Source organism: Bizionia sp. (assembly GCF_048259285.1).
Classification (GTDB): Bacteria; Bacteroidota; Bacteroidia; order Flavobacteriales; family Flavobacteriaceae; genus Algorimicrobium; species Algorimicrobium hallyeonense.
The window spans coordinates 102697-126745 of sequence record NZ_JBLXHU010000004.1 but is presented as its reverse complement, the minus strand read 5'-3'; the positions used below and the strand labels follow the sequence as shown (position 1 = coordinate 126745).

Here is a 24049-nt window from a genome sequence, read left to right as displayed (position 1 = left end):
ACAAGACACACTATACGTTTTGGTGTATTGTTTAAATGGATATTTCTTTGTAGTTGATCTTTAATCTGCATGGTTTAAAATACTTGCCATTTCCATTTGCATATTTTGAGCTTTTTGGGCTGCTGCTTCCGCAAAATCGGCTTGATTGGATGCATAGATTATTCCTCTAGATGAATTGATTAGTAATCCCACGTTATCAGCCATACCATATTTACAGACATCCTGTAAGTTTCCACCTTGCGCGCCAACACCAGGAACGAGCAAAAAGCTGTTTGGAATAATTTTCCGAATTTCCGAAAAATATTCTGCTTTAGTCGCACCAACAACATACATGAGGTTTTCAGAATTCTCCCATGTTTTAGAGGTTTCTAAAACCTGTTTGTACAACTCTTTATCATCAATCTGTTTCGTTTGAAAATCGAAAGCACCTTGATTAGAGGTTAAGGCTAATAAAATCGTGTGTTTGTTTTTGAAAGCCAAAAACGGTTCCACTGAATCTTTACCCATGTAAGGTGCTACAGTTACACTATCAAACCCTAAATCCTCTAAAAAAGCTTTGGCATACATGCTACTTGTATTTCCTATATCGCCACGTTTTGCATCTGCAATGGTAAAAATATCCGGATGCTTTTCGTTTAAATAATTAATGGTTTTTTCAAGTGCTTGCCAACCTTTTAAACCATAAGCTTCATAAAATGCTGTATTGGGCTTGTAGGCTACGCACACATGATGTGTAGCATCTATAATAGCTTTATTGAACGCAAAAATAGGATCTTCCTCCTGCAGTAAATATTGTGGAATTTTATTCAAATCCACATCCAACCCAATACATAAAAAGGATTGTTTTTTTTGGATTTGTTCCGTTAGTTGTTGTGTTGTCATGTTATAAAAAAAGCCTCAAAAATAGAGGCTTTAAAATTAAATATGTTCATCACTAGCCTTCAACTTCTCGGTGTTGTCCGCCAGCATTAATTCATCTATAATTCTTTGAATATCCCCATTTACAATATTCGATAAATCGTAAAGCGTTAATCCAATTCTATGATCGGTTACACGACCTTGTGAATAGTTGTACGTTCTAATTTTTGCACTTCTATCACCAGATGTTACCATCGTTCCTCGCAAGGCAGAATCTTCTTCCATTTTCTTGGCTAATTCCATATCATATAAACGGGAACGCAATACTTTAAAAGCTTTTTCCTTGTTTTTATGTTGGGATTTCTGATCTTGACATTGGGCTACCAATCCGGTAGGAATATGCGTTAAACGCACGGCTGAATAGGTTGTATTTACCGACTGACCACCAGGACCTGACGAACAGAAAAAATCGACTCGAACATCTTTCGGATTAATTTCTACATCAAATTCTTCAGCTTCCGGAAATACCATAACCGTTGCTGCACTGGTATGCACACGACCTTGGGTTTCTGTTTGCGGAACACGCTGTACACGGTGAACACCTGCTTCAAATTTAAGCGTTCCGTATACATCATCACCCGTAACTTCAAACTGAATTTCTTTAAATCCACCATTAGTACCTTCACTATAATCTACCGTGTCTACCTTCCATCCTTTACTCTCGCAGTATTTGGAATACATACGAAATAAATCACCTGCAAAAATACTCGCCTCATCACCACCAGTTCCGGCACGTAGTTCTACCACTGCATTTTTAGAATCTTGGGGATCCTTCGGAATCAACATAAATTTAATTTCATCCTCTAATTTCGGAATCCCTTCTTTAGCTTCTTCATATTGCATTTTAGCCATTTCTACCATTTCTGGATCGCTACCATCATCTAGAATTTCTTCGGCTTCTTTTAGGTTGTTGGTAAGCTCCAAATAGACCTCACGCTTATCCATTAACAACCTTAAATCCTTGTACTCTTTATTTAAAGCCACATAGCGTTTCTGATCTGTAATGATATCCGGTTGAATGATTAAATCACTCACCTCATCAAAACGCTGCTTTATAATCTGTAATTTGTCTAACATCTTCTTCCTTGAATTGTACCCCAAAAATACGATAATTTATGAATTGATATATTTTTTATGAATGACTTTAAAAATAATTAATCTAATTTTCCGTTTTTATGTCATGATACAACGTTTCGGAGCCATATTATTATTTTACAAACCTTACCTAATTTGGTCATTTGCGGCAACTATTTTATTAATTTCTCTTGGTTCTGAATATGCTGTTATTTGCCTAGCAAAACTATTTTTAACCGGATTTTTATGGTATTTCCTTTCCGAAACAACCGCCAAACGCAAACTCATTTTTTATAAGAACCTGGGGATATCATCCTTCAAACTCTTCGGTATTATTTATATTATTGATATCTTTATAACCAGCCTATTTTATAAGTTGATTGGCGTTTTTATATGATTTTAGAATTAGATAATGTTGAGCTGTATTTTAAAGAAAAGCGCATTCTTAATGGCATTTATCTAAAAGCCCAAACGGGTGAAGTTACCGGGATATTGGGTAGTAATGGCTGCGGAAAAAGTTGTATTCTGAATATTATTTTTGGCACCTTAAAACCAAAGTATAAACTAATCCGATTGGATAGTAAACCCATATTAAAACCTTTGTACAGAACCGAACGCGTTCATTTTCTACCACAACTTCCAATTGCGCCCAACAACTTAAAACTACAAACAGCTTTCAAATTATTTCAAGTGAATTGGAACGAATTCATTGCGCATTTTGAATCCTTTTCCATCTATAAAAACTATAAATTTCATCAGCTTTCAGGTGGCGAACGTCGTGTTGTGGAAACATACATGCTATTAAAAAGCTCGACAGACATTGTGCTTTTAGACGAACCATTTTCTCATGTAGCACCTTTGTATATTGAAAAAATAAAAGAGCTTATTGCTGAAGAAAAACAGCGAAAAATTATCATTATAACCGATCATTTATATCGTGATATTATTGAAACTAGCGATAATTTATATTTGATAAAAGATGGCCATTCTAAATTAATAACGGATTTAAAATTGTTAGAAGATTATAAATATATTAGTCAGGATATGTTGAGATAAATGGCGTTGTTGCCACTAATTTTATGTTGGAAGTACTATGAAATTCACGCCAACCAATTGCGATTCTTGAATGCGTAAAAAAACATTAAAGAACCTTCCAAAACACCAAATACCATTATTCTGAATTTGTTTCAGAATTACATCTTTAAGGTTTAGAATAGCAGCAAATACTGATTATAATTAAAAAACGCTATCTCATTAGAAATAGCGTTTTTTTTTTACAATTAACACATTTTTTTTGTTTTAACCACATTTTGAAGAGCCACAATCCTTACAGGTCAGGCAACCTTCTTGGTAAATTAAATTTTCCGATTCGCAATTAGTACATCTATGACCTTTGGCTTTCGTTCCATCGGCAACATAACGTTTCAACGCACGACCAACACCATTTTTCCACGTGTTGATAGATTCACTATCTAATTGTAAACTATTAATTAACTCTACAATATTATCAATTGGCATTCCATGACGCAACGTACTTGAAATTAGTTTCGCATAGTTCCAGTATTCTGGATTAAATTTATGCGATAAGCCTTCAATGGTTGTTTTATATCCGCGTTTGTTTTCATACTGAAAATCGTACCGTGAGGTTCCGTCTTCGTTTCGGCTTTTCATGATTACGCCTTTTTCAGCCCAACGTGGAATTAAAATACCGTCTTCATCATCTGCTAAACCTGTGAAAATTTCGTAGGGTTTCCCATCTATTAAACCAATAAATGCAATCCATTTTTCTTTTTTATTCTGAAAACGCACCACATCAGCATCTAACACTTCTGGGCGTTTAACAGGGAAATTTGTTAAGGTTTCTGCTTGACTTTCTTCCTTTTTCTCATCGTTTGAAATAAGTACTCCGGAACGCGATCCGTCACGATAAACGGTTACACCTTTACAACCTACTTCCCAAGCTTTTAAATACAAATCGCCTACTAATTCTTCACTTACATCGTTCGGTAAGTTGATAGTAACAGAAATAGAATGATCTACCCATTTTTGTACCGCACCTTGCATGGTTACTTTACTTAACCAATCCACATCGTTAGACGTTGCCTTATAATATGGTGATTTCTTAATAAGATCATCTAACTCTTCTTGTGTGAAGTTTTGCGAAGAATCAATCCCATTTACGTCCATCCACTGCTTAAAACGGTGGTGAAACACCACATATTCTTCCCAAGAATCGCCAACCTCATCAACGAAATCAATGCGTACATGTTTATCATTTGGGTTTACCTTTCGTCTCCGCTTGTAAACAGGCATGAAAACAGGTTCTATACCTGATGATGTTTGTGTCATTAAACTCGTTGTCCCTGTAGGTGCAATAGTTAATAGGGCTATATTACGACGCCCATACTCCAACATATCAAAATACAGTTTTTCATCTGCTTCTTTTAATCTAAGTATAAACGGATTATTCTTTTCGCGTTCTGAATCGAAAATAGCAAAAGCGCCACGCTCTTTCGCTGCCATAACGGATGCACGATAGGTTTCAATAGCTAATGTTTTATGAACTTCCACTGAAAATGCATTTCCAGCTTCACTACCATATTGAATACCTAAAGCTGCTAACATATCGCCTTCGGCTGTGATACCAATACCAGTTCTTCTTCCTTCTTCTGCTTTTTTCTGAATGTTAACCCATAAATTACGCTCTGTTGCTTTAATTTCAGCTTGTTCTGGATCGGCGTCAATTTTTGCCAATATTGCATCAATTTTTTCTAACTCTAAATCGATAACGTCATCCATGATTCGCTGTGCCACAATCACGTGTTTTTTAAACAATTCGAAGTTAAAAGATGCTTGTTTTGAAAATGGATTATCAACATAAGATAATAAGTTGATAGCTAGCAAACGACATGAATCGTAAGGACATAATGGGATTTCGCCACATGGATTTGTAGACACAGTTTTATACCCTAAATCGGCATAACAATCTGGAACGGACTCATTTATAATGGTATCCCAAAACAAAATTCCTGGTTCAGCTGATTTCCATGCATTATGCACAATTTTTTTCCAAATTCCGTTGGCATCAATAGTTTTAGAAACTTTTGGGTTTTTACTAAATATAGGATAGGTCTGCGTATACTCACCATTATTTTTAACGGCATTCATAAACGCATCATCAATACGAACAGATACATTGGCACCCGTTACTTTTCCTTGCTCCAATTTAGCATCGATAAAATCTTCTGAATCTGGATGATTTATGGAAACTGATAACATTAAAGCACCACGACGACCATCCTGTGCAACCTCACGTGTGGAGTTAGAATAACGCTCCATAAACGGCACAATGCCTGTAGATGTTAAGGCTGAATTTTTAACTGGAGATCCCTTTGGACGGATATGCGATAAATCGTGACCAACACCACCACGACGTTTCATTAATTGTACTTGTTCCTGATCTATTTTCATGATTCCTCCATAAGAATCTGAATCGCCATCATTACCAATTACAAAACAATTAGACAAGGAACCCGTTTGGTATGGATTTCCAATTCCAGCCATTGGACTTCCTTGAGGCACGATGTATTTAAAGTCTTTAATTAAATCGAAAATCTCTTGTTCAGACATAGGATTTGGATAACGAACTTCTACTCGCGCAATTTCTTTAGCGATACGTTTATGCATATCGTTAGGTGTTAATTCATAAATATTGCCTTGAGAATCTTTTAAAGCATATTTATTAATCCAAACACGTGCAGCAAGATCATCTCCATTGAAGTATTTAACGGATGCCTCAAAGGCTTCGTCTTGCGTATATGTTTTTGGTTTTGTAAGGGTTTTGGTTTGTGTTGGCATGGATTATATTTATTTAAAATTTTATTGCTTTTTACGAACTGTAAATAACGGAAAAATTTTAAACTTAATCCATGATAAAAATCATGAAGTTTCCAAGAAAAATATATAACAAACTGACTGTCAGCAAACTAATTACTTATCAACATAAAAAAGTTAACAAATAATTATTTTTTTTCTAAAACTCATAAACAACACCAACACCTAGCAATTGCTTCCATTGAATACGTGCACCTAACGGAACAAACTCCGTTTCATCAGTTTCCACATTTACAATTTCCTCCTGAATTTTAACATCGTTATCATATTTTAAATGTGAACCTAAAGTTGCGCGAACAAAATTATTCACCTTAAAATCTAAAACAATTTCCCAATCAATATCCACATTTCCAAAATCGTTGATATAATCGGTGTAGAAACTCATAAGGTTATGAATGGATATGTTTTCAAATAGCGTTGTTTCATAAGCACTCGTTAACAAAACACCTAATTCCTTTCTCACACGTTCTCCGGACCGAATCAGGTTTCCGTTTGAGTCATATTCGGCAGGCCGAACACCAAATGATCCTGCGTCTGACAATGCTGAATCCAAAACAAATGTCGTTTTCAGGGTTAAGGGTGAAAAATACAGAGAAAATTTATCAATATTCTTTCCGTACTCTGCACCACCACCAAGGAATAAATATCCAGGCGCCATAAATTTTGAAATCTCATTGGAGGTATTTGGATAACTATACCCGTTGGCAAACTGCGTTTTAAAACTAAATCGTGCCGAATAATACCAATTAGTTAACTTATTTTTCCGAAAGCCTAAACTGGAACTAATTTCTAATAAATCGTCAGTTTTTCTAAACTCTTGCTCCTCTTGCTTATTTAGTCCGTATCGTGCAAGTAAATTACTGTCCCAAATAAAATTTCGGTACTGGTAACGCAACATACTTTTAAGTCCTATTAGTGCCGAAATAGAGTTACTACCTCCAGAATTCCAATTAACAAATGCCACCTCATTAATATCTAACCCAGCCGTATTGGTATTTGTCCAAACGGGAATATTAGGGTTAGTAGCGGGTTTAAAATATAAAGAATCTGGTTGCGCACTTACAAATTGAACGAGAAGAATAAAAATTACAAAAACACTCTTATGCATTGAACTACTTTTTTTTGGGAGATTTAAAACTTAATGGTATACAAACTCACCAAATTCACTTTTTATTGTTAGTTTTTTCGCTGAAGCTGCTTCTACTCGACCAACTATTTTAGCATCAACATTATAGGATTTAGATATTTTAATAATCGTATCTGCTACTTTTGGATCTACATATAACTCCATACGATGCCCACAATTAAACACCTGGTACATTTCCTTCCAATCTGTTTTAGATTGTTCTTGGATTAGCTTAAACAGCGGTGGCACTGGAAATAAATTATCTTTTACAATATGAAGGTTATCCACAAAATGTAAGATTTTTGTTTGTGCGCCTCCACTGCAATGCACCATTCCATGAATGGTATCACTAGAAAATTTATCAAGAATTTCTTTAATAATTGGCGCGTAGGTTCGTGTTGGAGATAACACTAGTTTACCGGCATCAATTGGCGAATCTGGAACACTATCTGTTAATTTCATAGCTCCCGAATAAACCAGGTCATTAGGAACGGCTGCATCAAAACTTTCTGGATACTTTTCTGCTAAATAGTTATGAAACACGTCATGTCTGGCAGATGTTAAGCCATTACTTCCCATACCGCCATTGTAACTTTTCTCATAAGTAGCTTGACCAAAAGATTCAAGACCTACAATAACATCTCCAGGTTTTATGTTTGCATTATCAATTACATCGGCACGTTTCATTCTAGCTGTAACGGTAGAATCCACAATAATGGTTCGTACCAAATCACCAACATCAGCTGTTTCACCACCTGTAGAATGAATAGTAACGCCAAAGGATTTTAAATCGGCAATAAGCGCTTCGGTTCCATTAATGATAGCCGAAAGCACTTCGCCAGGAATATTGTTTTTATTACGGCCAATGGTTGAAGAAAGCATAATATTATCTGTAGCACCAACACAAAGCAAATCATCAATATTCATAATCAACGCATCTTGTGCAATACCTTTCCAAACAGACAAATCGCCTGTTTCTTTCCAATACATATAAGCTAATGATGATTTTGTTCCGGCACCATCTGCATGCATGATTAGGCAATATTCTGAATCGTTGGTTAAATAATCAGGAACTATTTTACAAAAAGCTTTAGGGAACAAGCCTTTATCTATGTTTTTTATGGCGTTGTGCACATCTTCTTTTGAGGCCGAAACACCTCTTTGCGCATATCGTTTACTTACTTCTTCACTCATATCCTAAAATTGAGCCACAAAAATAAGAATTGTTATTTAGTTATCGGCAGGAATTAGGTTAGTTTTAATAATTGTTGGCACAGCATTTAACAGTTTGGCTTTTTTCTTGGCACCACCAAAATAAAAATTCAGACCACAACCCATTCGCCAATAAACATCATCTGCATCTCCATATATTTTACCATCAAGCGCATCACTAAACACGTGGTTATAATCACCAAAAATTCTAAAACTTAATCCTTCATAAATAATATACTCTAAACCGAGACCTCCTTGCATTTTTGGATCTACAGCTTCAAAATAGTTAGAAGCATTTGCCCCACCACCAAAAAACACAAACGGTGAGAAACGCTCGTGCGGAAAAACTAAAACTTCCGCATTCAAATCGAACGACATGAAACCATTATTAAACAAATCTTTATATACGAGATTGAATTTATTAAATGTTAGGTTAACATTTACATGTGGAATAATGGATTTTTTATAGCCAAAACCCATATATATACCAAATTCCGGATTGGCATAATCCCCATTTATTACAGCCGAACCTAAAGCCGTAGACAGACCATGTGTGCCGCGATAATCATAGAAATCAGTTTTAGGTAATTGGGTTTCTTGAACACGCTCCGAATTATTTTGAGCGAAACTAGCACTACCATTCCATAAACCAATTGAAATGATTAAACCAAAACACCATTTCATTGGAGTTAAAAATGATGATTTTGCAATAAGATATCTCATTATTAGCTTTTTAACAAGTGGGCAATATAACAAATTTCCTATAAGAATAACCTCAACAAACTAAAATTTAAGGCCATAAAAAAACCATATTAAAATTTTAACGTATATTACAATACTTAAAATTTTAATATGGTAAATTCATCAACGTGACCGACTCAAATATTACCCTAATGTTGTTGACATTTTCTCTGGACTAACAACTTCTTGCTTTGACGCATTGTCATCGATTGAGTCTTTAGCTTGAGAAAAAATCAGGGTTGCAGCCATAAGCATAAGAACACTTATAATAAGCCTTTTCATAATGTAATTTGTAATGATTAATAGCATATCAAAAATACGATTTATTTACAAAAATTTGCATGTTAGATTATATTTTCGTTGACTTACAAAATATATCAGACAAACTACATAATAGAACCTTTAGCTCATGCAAAACGCCCTACATAAGTAAGGCGTTTAGAGCATATTAGCATGATTTTATTGTTATTTAGTAAACAATAATTCGCGGTATTTTGTCAAAGGCCAAATTTCATCATCAACCAATAATTCAAGCTTATCACAATGATATCTAATATCATCAAAAATAGGTTTCACTTTATTGCAATAGGCATCCGCTTTTTTATCAATTTCACCAATTTTGTTGGCTATTTTACGCTCATTAATCATAAGCGTTACATCGGAATTAATGGATGCAATGTGTTCAGAAATATCTTCAATTAAATTTAACTGTTCTTGTCCAAATTTCTTAAAGTCTTTACCATATATTTCCTTCAAGCCTTTTACGTTTTCAATTAAGATATTCTGGTATCGCACTGCAACAGGAACAATATGATTTCGAGCAATATCTCCTAAAACACGTCCTTCAATTTGAATACGCATAACGTAATCTTCCATTTCTATTTCGTAACGCGCTTCAGACTCAACACGATTCATAACCCCTAAATCCTCAAAAAGCTTTATTGCTTTTTCTGATATTTTAGCTTTTAATGCTTCTGGTGTTGTTTTATGGTTACTTAACCCACGTCTTTTAGCTTCAATTTCCCATTCTTCACCATAGCCATTTCCTTCAAACAATACGTTTTGAGATAATTTAATATATTCTCGCAGTACGTTAAAAATAGCTTCATCCTTTTTAAGACTTTCTTTCTTTATTAATGCATCAACCTCTGTTTTAAAGTCTATTAATTGCCTAGCCATAATAGTGTTTAAAACGGTCATTGGGTTTGCACAATTAGCTTTGGAACCAACAGCTCTAAACTCAAATTTATTACCTGTAAACGCAAAGGATGATGTTCTATTTCTATCCGTATTATCCAATAAAATTTCAGGGATTTTACCAACCACGTTTAGTTTTAAATCAGTTTTTTCTTCTGGTGACAATTTGCCGTTCGTCACGTTTTGTAGCTCGCTTAATACGTTTGTTAACTGTTCGCCTATAAATACAGAAACAATGGCTGGAGGCGCTTCATTTGCTCCTAAGCGATGATCATTACTAGCTGATGCGATAGCGGCGCGAATTATTTCCTCATGATCGTTAACTGCTTTAATAGCATTGATAAAGAAGGTTAAGAACTGCAAATTACTCATAGGTGTTTTTCCAGGCTGAAAAAGATTAACACCTGTATCAGTAGTTAAACTCCAATTATTATGCTTTCCGGAACCATTAACACCTTTGTATGGTTTTTCGTGAAAAAGCACTTTAAAGTTGTGGCGCTCCCCTACTTTATGCATTAAGTCCATTAATAAGGAGTTATGATCTACGGCTAAATTAGCTTCATCAAAAACAGGTGCCAGCTCAAATTGATTTGGCGCTACCTCATTATGTCGTGTTTTTGCAGGAATACCCAATAACATACATTCGGTTTCTAAATCTCTCATGAATTGCATAGCACGAGTTGGAATGGTTCCAAAATAATGATCATCCAACTGCTGTCCTTTGGCTGGCGAATGCCCAAGCATAGTACGACCGGTTAAAACGATATCAGGTCTTGAAGCTGCTAAAGCACTATCAACTAAAAAGTATTCTTGCTCCCAACCAAGAGATGCATTTACTTTTTTAACATTTTTATCAAAATATTTACACACATCTACAGCTGCTGCATCCACCGCTTGTAAAGCTCTTAATAAAGGTGTTTTATAATCTAAAGCTTCTCCGGTATACGCTACAAAAACGGTTGGAATACATAAGGTAGTTCCGTAAATAAAAGCGGGTGATGTAGGATCCCAAGCTGTATAACCACGTGCTTCAAATGTATTTCTAATGCCACCATTTGGAAAACTAGAAGCATCTGGTTCTTGCTGCACTAATTGTCCACCACCAAATTTTTCAATAGCACGACCATTACCAATAGGCTCAAAGAAAGCATCATGCTTTTCGGCTGTTGTTCCTGTTAATGGCTGAAACCAATGCGTATAATGTGTAGCACCTTTGGAAATAGCCCATTCTTTCATACCTGTAGAAATATGGTCGGCAACATGACGGTCAATTTTAGATCCGTTTTGCATGGCATCCATAACACTAACAAACGCTTCTTTTGTTAGATATTGACGCATGGTGTCTTCATTAAAAACGTTAGCTCCAAAAATAGCGGAACGCCGTTCATTTTCATCAATTTTAATAGGCTTACGGTTCAACGTTTCCTTAATAGCATAAAATCTTAATGTGGACATGTGTGTGGTTTTTTAAAATAATTAGAGTACAAAAGTAAACTTTTTTTTTAAAAAACAATATTGACCCCTATTTTTTTAGGGGGTTAAGATAAAATAAAACAACTTTAATCAATCTTAACCCTTCTAGTTACCTCCCATAAACGCTAAATACACAAAAAGTATATATGACCCTAAAAGCAAGGCGCCTTTATAGCGACCTAATGATAGTCGTTTTGGCAGAAATGCTAACGGTATAAGTATAGCAGCAAATCCTAACATCCAAAAGATATCTTGACTTAATATATTAGGATTATTAACAGGTATTGGATGGATCATAGCTGTTAACCCTAAAACAGAAGCAATATTAAATATATTAGACCCAATTAAATTCCCTAAAGAAATAGCTTTTTCCTTTTTCATAGCTGCTATAACAGATGCTGCTAATTCTGGCACACTGGTACCAATAGCTACCATGGTTACAGAAATAACGCGTTCACTAACACCCAAACTGAATGCCATATCTTTAGCGCCAGCTACTAACCATTCACTACCAAAGTATAAAGCTACACCTCCAATAAGCAACCATACAATTACCTTAAAATTGGAGGTGGTTTGTAAGGTTTCGTCCACTTCATCTGTTTCTGCCGCAATATCCGATGACTTTCTAGAGCGACGTATTAAAACAAATAAAAATAGGATAAGCGAAACCATTAAAGCTAAACCTTCTTTAAAGTCTAAGATTAATCCACTCCTTAACATAAAATATAATGCTATGGAAAGGAGCATCATCATAGGCCAATTTAATTTATAGAAATCCTTATCTATAGTTAAAGGTGAAATAAAGGCAGTAATACCTAATACAAGGCCAATATTTGCTATGTTGGAACCAATAACATTTCCGAGTGCAATATCAGGTGAGCCATCTAAAGCAGCTTGTAAACTAACTAATAATTCAGGAGCTGAAGTTGCAAAAGACACAACCGTCATACCTATTACTAATTTTGAAATATTAAATTTAAAGGAAAGTGCCACCGAAGATCTAACTAAAAACTCACCACCAACTACTAATAACACTAAACCTAATAGCATCCAAACTATACTCATTCTTACTTTAATTTAAACAGCTTTTTATTTCTGATATATTGAGGTGCGAAGATACTATTTCCTATGATTTTATAATCAAAACTAAAAAATTCGTTAAATAACTATATTTACAGTTGTATAACTATAAAAATAGTTATACATTTGAATGCATCAATAATACATTTCCATTACTGCGTAAACTTAAATAACTGTCAATGCAAAAATTAACAAATAAGGAAGAAGAGATTATGCACATTTTATGGACGCTTAAAAAAGCCTTTGTAAAAGACGTGTTAGCCGCGATAGAAACAGAAAAACCACATTATAACACCCTTTCTACTATTATTAGAAATTTGGAAGACAAAGGATATGTTAGCTACAAAGCGTATGGAAAAACGCACGAGTACTTCCCTATTGTAACCAAAGAGCAGTACAAAAAGAAATTCATGAATACAGCTATTGACAACTATTTTAATAGCTCTTATAAAAACGTGGTTTCATTTTTTGCCCAAGAGGAAAAAATAAGCGTGGATGAGCTGAAAGAAATAATTGCGTTAATTGAGAAAAACAAATAATCATGGAATACCTATTAAAAGTATCCGCTGTATTAGCACTATTCTACTTTGGTTACACTTTGTTTTTACAACGGGAAACCTTCTTTAATTCTAACCGCTGGTTTCTATTAAGCGGTCAAATTATAGCTATATTATTTCCTTTATTGGTAATTCCCATTTATGTAGAGGTTGCTCCACAAAATTTCAATTCCATATTAGTTCCAAACATGCCTATTACGGAACAAATTGTACCTGAAAACTTTAGTATAAAAAGCATATTTTTCTGGGCTTATAGTATAGGTGTTTTGTTTTTCTTCGGAAAATTCATCTTGAATCTCCTGTCACTTTTCAAATTAATACGGAATAAGTCTTCGAAACAAATAGCAGGTATTCATTATATAGAAACAGAAGATACAATTGCCCCATTTTCATTTTTTAATAGAATTGTCTTTAATTCCAAGTCATTTAATAATGACGAACTACAACTCATTTTAAATCATGAACGCATTCATGTTAAGCAATGGCATTCTATAGATGTAATTATTTCCCAGCTTACGTGTATTGCATTTTGGTTTAATCCGCTCGTTTGGTTTTACAAAAAAGCACTTCAGCAAAATTTAGAATTTATTGCAGACAAACATATACAGTCGGAAACCGATTGCAAACAAAGCTATCAGCGTCTTTTATTAAAGGCAAGCATACCAACTCATCAATTGGTGATGGCGAATAATTTTTATAATTCATTAATCAAAAAACGAATCGTTATGTTACACACATCAAAATCGAACACTGTAAACGCATGGAAATACGCTTTAGTAATTCCTGCTTTGGCCTTATTTTTTATGAGTTTCAACACGAAAGAGGTTTATATTTCTAAAGCTTCCATTGAAACTCAAAACTCATCCCAAGTATTTAGGGTTACCGAAAAGTCTACCACCGTGGAGCTCGCTAAAATTGAATCCCATTTTTCTAATAAAAACGTAAGATTAAAGTTTAGTAATGTTTCCAGAAATGCGGATAACACCATTCGGGAAATCACCATTAAAACAAAACATGAAGCAGGAACCAAATATGCCAAACGGGTAACGGTTAAAAATGATAAACAAGAAACCATTAAGCCATTTTCCTTAAGACTAACCGAAAACAAACAAGATATTTTGTTTCAATTTTCTGATGATGAAATAACGCGAGTGAGTAAAGACCGGATTACCTTTGGAAAAACCGCTGCCACCCAATTAGGAACAGAAAAAGTTATTCAAGAAGACCAAGGGTTAGGTGAAAATCCACTTTATATTATAAATGGGAAACCATATAAAAAAGAAGACCTAAAACATGAAAATTATACTATTTCTGAACGTATAACAGCCATAAACAAAACCGAAGGTTTAAAACGCTATGGTGAAGCAGGAAAAGACGGGGTTATTATTTTTGAAGGAAAACCACCTTTGAAATCAAGGATTCCAATCCCCATAAAAACAATCCCTTTACGACTGAAACGAAACCTCTCATTCTCTTAAATAACAAGGAAATAACCCCCGAAGAAATGGAGCAAATTGATCCAAATACTATTATTAAAACCAATGTTATTACAAATAAGGATCAACTGAAAAAATATGGTGATAAAGGTAAGGATGGTGTTATTGTTATTTCGACAGGAGAAACAGACACGAAACTTATGGAGATTCCCGAAACGGTATTAATACTTATTAACGGAAAATTATCTACTAGGAATGACATGCAAGCTATTAAACCCGATAATATTAAAAACGTAAATGTTTTAAAACCAGACATGGCAAAGGCCAAATATGGCGAAAAAGGCAAGCATGGCGCTATAATTGTTACGACCAAAAATCAGAAATAACCAGTTTTATACAAGCATAAAAAAGCCCAAACATGTACTGTTTGGGCTTTGTGTTTTTGCTTGATTTTATAATTAATTCACCATAATTTTTTTGGTGGTTGTTTTATTATCAGAAGTAATTTGTAATAGATACATACCACTTGACAAGTTTAAATCTATATACGAATTAGTAATTTCTTTGGTGAATAACGCTCTCCCTTCTATAGAATAAACGGTTGCATTAGCACGATTATTCAGTCCTTTTACATATACACGTCCAGACGTTGGATTTGGATAAATCACAATGGAATCCAGGGTTTTTTCATCAATACTCAAAGGTTGAACCCATGCTTCACCTACATTATCTCCCCAAAGATACTCTACTAAATCTGGCTGATCTATAAACGGATTTCTGTTATATTGCCAGGTATAAATTATATTATTTCTATTCATTTCAAAATCGTCAGGCGGATCATTTCTATGCCACTCTAAAAGGGTTTGTAAATCGCCAAATTGTCCCACGTTTCCATCCGGGTAACCATTTACAATATCCAATCCGTTATAACGTATGGCTAAATAAAATACGCCACGCGCTACATCACCTTTAAAACCTCCTAATGTTCCTGTAGGTCCAGTATATTGGCCATAAAACTGATTACCTCTTGAGCTATTTTCAGGTCCATCTGCCGCACGTAATGCATGTGCATCAGAATTTCCATGACGTAATGAATCGGCTTCAGTGGTCCAAAAAATGTCCTTTCCGTCTGCTATTTCGTCTTCTTCAATACTGTAATAACCAGCTCTAGATCTTGGAAATGTGTGCTCACGATTCCATTTACCCGTACTAACTGAATTTAATTGATAATCCAATTTAGCACGTCCTTGTTCTAAATATACCAACCACACTTCATTACTATTTTCAGGATTCTGATCGGCTTCTTTTAAAATATCAATAACATCTGTATATGTTTGAGCACGTACGACAGAAGGATCTGCAATAATGTCTTGTAAGGCTTGTTTTAAATTAACATCAGATAAATTATCCAAACTATCATAATAACCGCTAGGTTGTGTACTTGTAACGTTTCCATAAGTAGAATTTAAGGGTGTTCCAAAATTAGCTTGGGTGAAGTCGTTATCCACAACCCGCAATTTTATAAAATTATTAAATGGAATATAAGGTGACGGTAAGTTTACAAATTTAATAATAGGCTCTTCATCACCTTCGTCCACAGCATCATCAATTAATGTTATAATTGTTGAAACCGTATTTTGTCCGTTAGGAATGGTTACGGTAGTGTTTCCTGTAAAATCTGCCGCATTAAATCCGCCATTATCCATAGAAAAAGAAAAGGTTGCATCTGCTGTTACATTGGTTTGAGCTGTAAACGTGATTGTTATAGCATCGGTTTCCTGATACTGTTCTGCATCAGTTGAAATGGCAATACTATTAAAAATTATTCCACTACCATCATTTAAAGCACGAGGTGTAGGTGTTGTTGATGTGTAGGTTCCATCATTATTTCGCTGAATGGAATTGGTATTATTTCCAGGACCTTCATTAATTTGTTGAATATCCGTAAAATTTGGGTGGGCACTAAAGATGGCAATCATATCCACATCATCTGCATCTGATGTGTCATAAATTAGCACATCAATTAGATTATCAATAGTTGCTACCGTTTCTTCGGGAAAATCAAAATCACTTCCTAGATAAATGGCAACGGCATCTGGCCCATTTTGAATGGTATTTGCCGCAATTAAAAGTTGCGGAAAAGGTGTTACAGTATCACTACCTATAAGTAACAAGCCATTTTCATCTGTTGTATAACCATCTAAATCGACTGTAAAATAACTCGAGTTGTTTCCGGAACTAGAACCGTTAAAAAAAACAACTACATAACCATCTAGATCAAAATTTGGCGTATCCGATTTAAGTTCTAAAAACTCTTGATCATCAATACCTGGCGTATCACAATCCAGTTCATTAATAACAATTTGACCAAAGGATTGGAGTCCAATAAAAATGAATAAAACAAAAAGTAAATTATATCTCATAAAAAAGGGTTTTTGCAAATGTAAGCAACTACTTTAGGATAAATTATTATATAGATTATTAAATTCTTAAATTTAACATCTTGAACAGATACTATTTTTTTGGCCACCTATGAAAAAACAAATCTTTAAATTTTTAGCTAAATTAAACAAAGCCATCCTACCAAGTTTCACGAAACAACGTTTGGATTTAAGTAAAGCCAGCAAATTTCAAATGGCAATTTTTGGCTGGAAATTATATGTAACAAAAAATGCTTTAGATTAATTGACATTTTATTTGGCATATAATATAAAAACGAATATATTTGCACCCACAAAAACGGCCTCGTGGCGCAACTGAATAGCGCACTTGATTACGGCTCAAGAGGTTACTGGTTTGAATCCAGTCGAGGTCACTAATGTTTATAAGGGTTTCAAGCAATTGAAGCTCTTTTTTTATTTTCATTTGCAGAAAATTTGCAGAATTTTAGACTGCTAAATATTTATTTCAAGACTAGATTCGCTTTCTCAATTAATCAGAACATTCAAAGTGCGCGATATAAATATTAATTTTTAAGACTATCTTAAAACCTTGTTACCTCTTCCCTTCTTACTATCTAAATAAAATTATACTTACTTTATCTACGTTTACAACCCGTAATCTAAAAAGTTTAAACTTAAAATCAGTAAAATGGAAATTTTTGTTGCTAAAAAAGGAGCAGAATATCGAGCTTAAAGTAAAGTCATTGAATAGCTTTAATTTTTTTTTTAATAACCTAGAACAGTTCTATACAACTAAAGGCTTGAAGTATTTAACTAAACGTTTATTGTATTATATGGAAAACCTCAATGGTTAATCAATTTATATTTATATTTTTATGGGTTAAAATTAGAGTTATAGTAAAACATAGATGAACGCAGTAGAAATAGAAGAAGCAGTATCGGAATTGGCATTAAAGCCTTTTGAAGCAGAGGAATTTCCTTTTTCTTTTTTAGAGGCTTTTGGTAATAAAAGTACGACTATTAAAAAGTTACGTAGTGGTACTTCAAATAAAACAGATGTTGCGGGTGCAATTCTACAGCGTAATAATATCCATATACTTACTAGTAAAAAAGGGAAAGTAACAGAATCTTTAGAGACACTACGTAATAGTCCATCTACACAAAAGAGTAAAGTAGAATTTATCCTAGCTACAGATGGTTTAGATTTTCAAGCCGAAAACATAATAACAGGTGAAACAGTAGTTTGTGAGTACAAAGACTTTCATAATTATTTCGGTTTTTTCCTTTCACTAGCAAATATTACAACAGTAAAACAAATACGTGAAAGCGCGTTTGATATTAAAGCTACAAGTCGTTTAAATAAACTTTATGTAGAGTTATTACAACACAATCCAGATTGGGCAACAATTGAACGTCGTCCAGATATGAATCACTTTTTGGCAAGATTAATTTTTTGCTTTTTTGCAGAGGATACAGATATTTTTAAAGACGATAATCTATTTACAGATACCATCCAAAAAATAAGTGACCCAGATGCTTCAAATACACACGAAGTCATAAGTGAGATTTTTAGAGCAATGGATACAAAGCTCGAAAATCGTGAAAAAGAAAATATCAAAGTTTGGGGTAAAAAATTTCCTTACGTAAACGGCGAGTTATTTTCTGGCTCTACAGAAGTACCGAAGTTTACTAAAATAGCACGTTCTTATTTATTACACGTAGGTAGTTTAGACTGGAAGCAAATTAACCCAGATATATTCGGGTCAATGATACAAGCTGTAGCAGACGAAGATGAACGTGGTTCATTAGGTATGCATTATACATCCGTTCCAAATATTTTAAAGGTATTAAATCCTTTATTTTTAGATGATTTACGAGAGCAACTAGAAAAAGCAGAAGACAACAGTCGTAAATTACTCAATCTACGTAATCGTATGGCACACATACGAGTATTTGACCCTGCTTGTGGTTCAGGTAATTTCCTTGTAATTGCGTATAAAGAAATGCGTAAAATAGAAAATGAGATTAACATTAAACGAGGTGAAATTAATAAAGCAAGTGAAATACCATTAACGAACTTTAGAGGTATTGAATTAAAAGATTTTTCAGCAGAAGTAGCTCGTTTAGCTTTAATTATTGCAGAGTACCAATGTGATGTGTTGTATAGGGGGCAAAGACTTGCACTTGCAGAATTTCTACCTTTAGATGCTCAAAACTGGATTGTTAAAGGTAATGCATTAATGCTTAATTGGCTCACAGTTTGTAATTCAAAAGGTACAGCAGTAAAATTGCAAGGCGATGATTTGTTTTCAACACCTCAAAATCAAGCAGAAATAGGATTTGATAATGAAGGTGGTGAAACTTATATATGTGGTAATCCCCCATATATAGGTAGGAAAAAACAAACTGATGAACAAAAAAGAGAATTAAAAAAAATATTTGGTAATAGGTCAAAAGATACTTTATCTCTTGATTATGTTTCAGGTTGGTTTATGAAAGCTGTAGACTATATGAATTTAACTAATTCTGATGCAGCGTTTGTAAGTACTAATTCAGTTTGTCAAGGCATACAAGTTTCAGCACTGTGGTCAGTTATATTTGCTGAAAATGTAAATGTTTCATTTGCGTATCAATCTTTTAAATGGTCAAATCTTGCAAGCTACAATGCTGGTGTAACAGTTTCAATAATTGGTCTTACCAAGAAATCGAAAAAAAGGACTTTGTATTCTATTAATGCAAAGGAAGAGATTGAAGCAAAGGAAGTTGATAATATAAATGCATATTTGGTTCCTGGAGATAATTTATTTATTTCAAAAGCCAATAAACCGAATGATGATAAGTTTCCAATGCAATTTGGGAATCATCCGTATTATGCAAATGAACTAATGTTAGATTCTGTTGAAGCTAGAAATCTTAAGTTCAAAAAATCTATTAATAATAATTTTATACGGCCATTATATGGTTCAAGAGAATGTATAACTGATAGACCGAGATATTGTATTTGGTTGAGTGATGATGAAAAAGAGTTAGCATATAAAAACGATATATTAAAACAAAGAATTGAACAGGTAAGGAAAGCAAGAGCATCTAAAACAAAGGATAAACAGGCTCAAAAATTGATAGATTATCCTCATCGTTTTCGTGATCAGCACGTTGCTGAAAAAGAATTATTAGTAATACCTATAGTTAGTTCAGAAAATCGAGATTACCTACCTGTTAATTTAAAAGCTTCGGATGCAATTATTCACAATAAGGCATTTGCTATGTATGATGCACCTCTTTGGAATATGGCTTTAATTGCTTCTCGTTTACACTTAATTTGGATTGGAACTGTTTGCGTTCGTTTAGAAATGAGATTTTCCTATTCAAATACTTTGGGATGGAATACATTTCCTTTACCAACATTAACTCAAAAGAATAAAGAAGATTTAACTACAACAGCAGAAGAAATATTAATAGCAAGAGAACGTCATTTCCCTGCAACAATAGCGGACTTGTACGTCCCAGAAAAAATGCCTAAAGATTTGAGATTAGCTCACGAACGTAATGATGAAGTTTTAGAGCGTATTTATATAGGTCGAAAATTTAAAAATGATACCGAGCGTTTAGAAAAACTATTTGAACTCTACACTAAAATGACTGCCAAAAAATAATAAGAATGAGTAAAGAAAAAAATATACCTACAATTACAGTAAACTATAATAATAACGGTAGTTCAGTTACCTCTAATGAGTTAGGGATGCGTGCTATGCAAGAGTTAGCATATGAAAAACGTGGTGAACAATATTTATTAATTAAATCACCACCCGCATCTGGTAAAAGTAGAGCTTTAATGTTTATAGCTTTAGACAAACTAAATAATCAGGGTGTTAAACAAGCTATTATTGCAGTTCCAGAAAAATCTATTGGTTCTAGTTTTAATAACGAGCCATTATCTAAATATGGTTATTATTATGATTGGGTAGTGACACCAAAATGGAATTTATGTAATTCACCAGGAGAAGATGGCGGCAAAGTAAATTCAGTTAAAGCTTTTCTTGAAAGTGAAGATAAAGTTTTAGTATGTACGCACGCTACATTTCGATTTGCAGTAGAACGTTTTGGTGTTGAAATTTTTGATGATAGATTAATTGCAATAGACGAGTTTCATCACGTTAGTGCTAATGATAATAATGTATTAGGTTCTCAACTTAAAGATTTTATAGAAAGAGATAAAGTTCATATTGTAGCAATGACCGGCTCTTATTTTAGAGGCGATGCCAACCCTGTTTTAATGCCAGATGATGAATTAAAATTTGAGCCAGTCACATACACATATTATGAGCAATTAAGTGGTTATGAGCATTTAAAAACCTTAAATATTGGCTATTATTTTTATAGTGGAGCTTATGCTGATGACCTTTTAAAAGTGCTAAATCCACAAGAAAAAACAATCATTCATATTCCTAATGTTAATTCTAGAGAAAGTATGGGTGACAAGATAAAAGAAGTAGAGCATATAATTGAGGAATTAGGAGAATGGTTAGGTGTGGATGCTACAACAGGTTTCCATAGAATAAAGACAAGGTCTGGTAAAATTATTAAGATTGCTGATTTGGTTGATGATGACCCATCAAAACGTCCTTTAGTACAAGCAGCACTAAAGATGCCAGAAATTAAAACAAATCAAGACCACGTAGATATTATTATTGCATTAGGGATGGCAAAAGAGGGTTTTGATTGGATTTGGTGCGAACACGCTTTAACAATAGGGTATCGTTCTAGTTTAACAGAAATTGTTCAAATTATAGGTAGAGCAACTCGTGACGCCCCAAATAAAACACAAGCAAGATTCACTAATTTAATAGCAGAGGTAGATGCTTCAGAAGATTCTGTAACAGATGCTGTAAATGATACGCTAAAAGCTATTTCAGCGAGTTTATTAATGGAACAGGTTTTAGCACCAAAATTCAATTTCACACCTAAAAATCCACAAAGTAAAGAGCAAGAAGGATTTGATTACGGTGAAGGTGGTTATGACCCTAATAAGGAAAATATAGGTTTTAACGAAGAAAAAGGCGAATTTCAAGTTGAAATTAAAGGTTTAGCGATGCCAGAAAGTGAAGATGCTAAACGTATATGTAAAGAAGATTTAAATGAGGTAATTGCAGCTTTTGCACAAGATAAAGATTCAATTGGTAGAGGGTTGTTTGATGAAGAATTAGTACCACAAGAATTAACTCAAGTACGTTTGGGTAAGATTATTAAAGATAAGTATCCAGAAATTGATGATGAAGATATTGAGGCTATTAGACAGCACGCTATAGCAGCTCTTAATATTACTCAAATGGCGAAACAATCTATAAATAATGAAGGGAATGATAATATTAAAGCTAACACAGCTTTAATTGATGGTATTAGAAAATTTGCAATGGACGTTAGAGAGTTAGATGTAGATTGGATAGATAGCATAAATCCTTTTAGTGAAGCATACTCAATCCTTTCAAAAGCAATGACAGAAAAAAGCTTAAAAGCAATGGCAGAGGTAATATCAGCTAGAAGTCCGAATATGTCAATAGAGAAAGCTCGAGACCTAGCAAAAAGAGCTTTATTGTTTAAGAATGAAAGGGGAAGATTGCCAGATATTAAATCTGCTGACCCTTATGAGAAACTTATGGCACAAGGTATTGCATATTTAGCTAGAAAAAAATCAGAAGAACAAAATGGCTAAAAAAGATAAATTTACAGCAGAAGACGATGAGTTATTATCAGCTTTAGGTGTAGAGGTAGAAGTAAAAAAGAAAACTACTTTTACAGCTTTAGAAGAGCGTGTTATTGCAGGTTTTGAAGAAATTCAAAAATTTGTTGATGAACATAATCGTTTACCACGTCACGGAGAAGAAAATGATATTTTTGAAAGATTATATGCTGTTAGATTAGAAAAAATTAAAGAGAAGCAAGAGTTTGTAGATTTGCTTAAAGAGTTTGATAATCAGAACATATTAACTGGAGAAATAAAAAATACAATTGATATTCCAAGTGATATTGATGATGATGAATTATTAAATCTTCTAGGTGTTGAAGATGAAGAAAATTCAATAACTAATCTTAAGCACGTTAAAACGAGAGCAGAAAAAAGAGCTGTTGAAGAATTTGCAAATAGAACCATTTGTGAAGATTTTGAGAAGTTTAAGCCACTATTTGAAAAGACAAAAAAAGAAATAGAGAACGGCTTTAGAGAAACTGTCCGTTTTAGAAAGGATTCTGGTTTTACAAAAACCTTAATTCAAGAAAAGCTATTTGTAATTATAAGAGGGCAAATGGCTTATATTGCAGATAAAGGTGAAATTTTTCAAGCACCAAACGGCGAAGAAGATGCGCGTTTAAGAGTAATTTACAATAATGGTACAGAAAACGATTTATTACAGCGTTCACTTATAAGAGCAATGTATAAGGATGAAACAAGTCGTTTTGTAACAACACCAGGTTTGGGTCCTTTGTTTTCAGATGAATTAGAAAGTGATGATTTAGAAAGTGGTATTATTTATGTTTTAAGGTCAAATTCTAACAATCCTTTGATTATTGAAAATAGAGACGTGTTTCATAAAATTGGGGTTACAGGAAATGATATTAATAAGCGTATAGTAAATGCAAAGAACGACCCTACTTTTTTAATGGCAGATGTTGAGGTTATTGCAACTTATAAATTAGCAAATATCAAACGTCATAAATTAGAAAATCTAATACAATCTTTCTTTAAAAACGCAAAGTTAGATATTGATATTAAAGACCGTTTTGGTAAGCCAGTAAACCCAAAAGAATGGTTTTTAGTTCCAATATTTATAATCGATGAAGTTGTAGAAAAAATAAAAGACGGTACAATTGAAGATTATTATTATGATGTTAAATCTGCAAGCTTAAAAAAATTCTAAAACTCCTCAAATTAATACTAGAAGGACT

General features: G+C 33.7%; 17 protein-coding genes and 1 tRNA gene. 9 read left to right on the top strand and 9 right to left on the bottom strand.

Features of this window, described 5'->3' with window-relative positions; genetic code table 11:
• Nucleotides 1-60 precede the first annotated feature (60 nt).
• Both pyrF and prfA read right to left on the bottom strand, forming a co-directional pair.
• Complete coding sequence (gene pyrF, locus ACN0QX_RS03315) at nt 61-882, bottom strand: orotidine-5'-phosphate decarboxylase (RefSeq protein WP_417195538.1); 822 nt, start codon at nt 880-882, stop codon at nt 61-63.
• A gap of 36 nt (nt 883-918) precedes the next feature.
• Nucleotides 919-1995: a peptide chain release factor 1 gene (prfA, locus tag ACN0QX_RS03310; protein ID WP_248398381.1), complete on the bottom strand. Its 1077-nt coding sequence runs from the start codon at nt 1993-1995 to the stop codon at nt 919-921.
• 390 nt (nt 1996-2385) lie between these two features.
• Between prfA and ACN0QX_RS03305 the strand changes: the two genes are divergently transcribed.
• The gene (locus ACN0QX_RS03305) at nt 2386-3048 is read left to right on the top strand and encodes an ATP-binding cassette domain-containing protein (RefSeq protein WP_417195536.1); all 663 of its coding nucleotides are present in this window, start codon (nt 2386-2388) and stop codon (nt 3046-3048) included.
• A 243-nt stretch (nt 3049-3291) separates the two neighbouring features.
• Here ACN0QX_RS03305 and ACN0QX_RS03300 read toward each other — a convergent pair whose 3' ends face one another.
• From ACN0QX_RS03300 to ACN0QX_RS03275, 6 genes are all read right to left on the bottom strand, one after another.
• The gene (locus ACN0QX_RS03300) at nt 3292-5850 is read right to left on the bottom strand and encodes an adenosylcobalamin-dependent ribonucleoside-diphosphate reductase (RefSeq protein ID WP_417195535.1); all 2559 of its coding nucleotides are present in this window, start codon (nt 5848-5850) and stop codon (nt 3292-3294) included.
• 175 nt (nt 5851-6025) lie between these two features.
• Nucleotides 6026-6994, bottom strand: a complete 969-nt coding sequence (locus ACN0QX_RS03295; RefSeq protein ID WP_248398372.1) for a DUF3078 domain-containing protein — start codon at nt 6992-6994, stop codon at nt 6026-6028.
• A 30-nt stretch (nt 6995-7024) separates the two neighbouring features.
• Complete coding sequence (locus tag ACN0QX_RS03290; RefSeq protein ID WP_417195533.1) at nt 7025-8206, bottom strand: AIR synthase related protein; 1182 nt, start codon at nt 8204-8206, stop codon at nt 7025-7027.
• Between the two features lie 36 nt (nt 8207-8242).
• Nucleotides 8243-8947, bottom strand: a complete 705-nt coding sequence (locus ACN0QX_RS03285; protein WP_417195531.1) for a Curli production assembly/transport component CsgG — start codon at nt 8945-8947, stop codon at nt 8243-8245.
• A gap of 483 nt (nt 8948-9430) precedes the next feature.
• Nucleotides 9431-11617 carry a glutamine synthetase III gene (locus ACN0QX_RS03280; RefSeq protein ID WP_248398366.1) on the bottom strand — a complete coding sequence of 729 codons (2187 nt, stop codon included), beginning with the start codon at nt 11615-11617 and terminating at the stop codon, nt 9431-9433.
• 123 nt (nt 11618-11740) lie between these two features.
• Complete coding sequence (locus tag ACN0QX_RS03275; RefSeq protein ID WP_248398364.1) at nt 11741-12700, bottom strand: calcium/sodium antiporter; 960 nt, start codon at nt 12698-12700, stop codon at nt 11741-11743.
• A gap of 194 nt (nt 12701-12894) precedes the next feature.
• Between ACN0QX_RS03275 and ACN0QX_RS03270 the strand changes: the two genes are divergently transcribed.
• The 3 genes from ACN0QX_RS03270 to ACN0QX_RS03260 are packed head-to-tail and all read left to right on the top strand — an operon-like array spanning nt 12895 to nt 15094.
• The gene (locus tag ACN0QX_RS03270) at nt 12895-13254 is read left to right on the top strand and encodes a BlaI/MecI/CopY family transcriptional regulator (RefSeq protein ID WP_248398362.1); all 360 of its coding nucleotides are present in this window, start codon (nt 12895-12897) and stop codon (nt 13252-13254) included.
• 2 nt (nt 13255-13256) lie between these two features.
• Nucleotides 13257-14750, top strand: a complete 1494-nt coding sequence (locus ACN0QX_RS03265) for a M56 family metallopeptidase (protein WP_417195528.1) — start codon at nt 13257-13259, stop codon at nt 14748-14750.
• Between the two features lie 26 nt (nt 14751-14776).
• Nucleotides 14777-15094 carry a hypothetical protein gene (locus ACN0QX_RS03260; RefSeq protein ID WP_248398355.1) on the top strand — a complete coding sequence of 106 codons (318 nt, stop codon included), beginning with the start codon at nt 14777-14779 and terminating at the stop codon, nt 15092-15094.
• A 72-nt stretch (nt 15095-15166) separates the two neighbouring features.
• On the opposite strand, the gene ACN0QX_RS03255 is transcribed toward ACN0QX_RS03260, so the two are convergent.
• Complete coding sequence (locus ACN0QX_RS03255; protein WP_417195525.1) at nt 15167-17131, bottom strand: endonuclease; 1965 nt, start codon at nt 17129-17131, stop codon at nt 15167-15169.
• Nucleotides 17132-17240: 109 nt separating this feature from the next.
• Between ACN0QX_RS03255 and ACN0QX_RS03250 the strand changes: the two genes are divergently transcribed.
• From ACN0QX_RS03250 to ACN0QX_RS03230, 5 genes are all read left to right on the top strand, one after another.
• A complete protein-coding gene (locus ACN0QX_RS03250; protein WP_066253112.1) occupies nt 17241-17393 on the top strand; it encodes an SsrA-binding protein in 153 nt (50 codons plus the stop codon).
• Nucleotides 17394-17449: 56 nt separating this feature from the next.
• Nucleotides 17450-17523, top strand: a tRNA-Arg gene (locus ACN0QX_RS03245).
• Nucleotides 17524-18018: 495 nt separating this feature from the next.
• A complete protein-coding gene (locus ACN0QX_RS03240) occupies nt 18019-20763 on the top strand; it encodes a class I SAM-dependent DNA methyltransferase (protein WP_417195523.1) in 2745 nt (914 codons plus the stop codon).
• 5 nt (nt 20764-20768) lie between these two features.
• Nucleotides 20769-22820, top strand: coding sequence for a DEAD/DEAH box helicase (locus ACN0QX_RS03235; RefSeq protein WP_417195522.1), 2052 nt, complete (start codon nt 20769-20771; stop codon nt 22818-22820).
• A complete protein-coding gene (locus ACN0QX_RS03230; RefSeq protein WP_417195520.1) occupies nt 22813-24021 on the top strand; it encodes a GIY-YIG nuclease family protein in 1209 nt (402 codons plus the stop codon). The genes ACN0QX_RS03235 and ACN0QX_RS03230 overlap by 8 nt, the downstream gene beginning before the upstream one ends.
• Nucleotides 24022-24049: the final 28 nt, after the last annotated feature.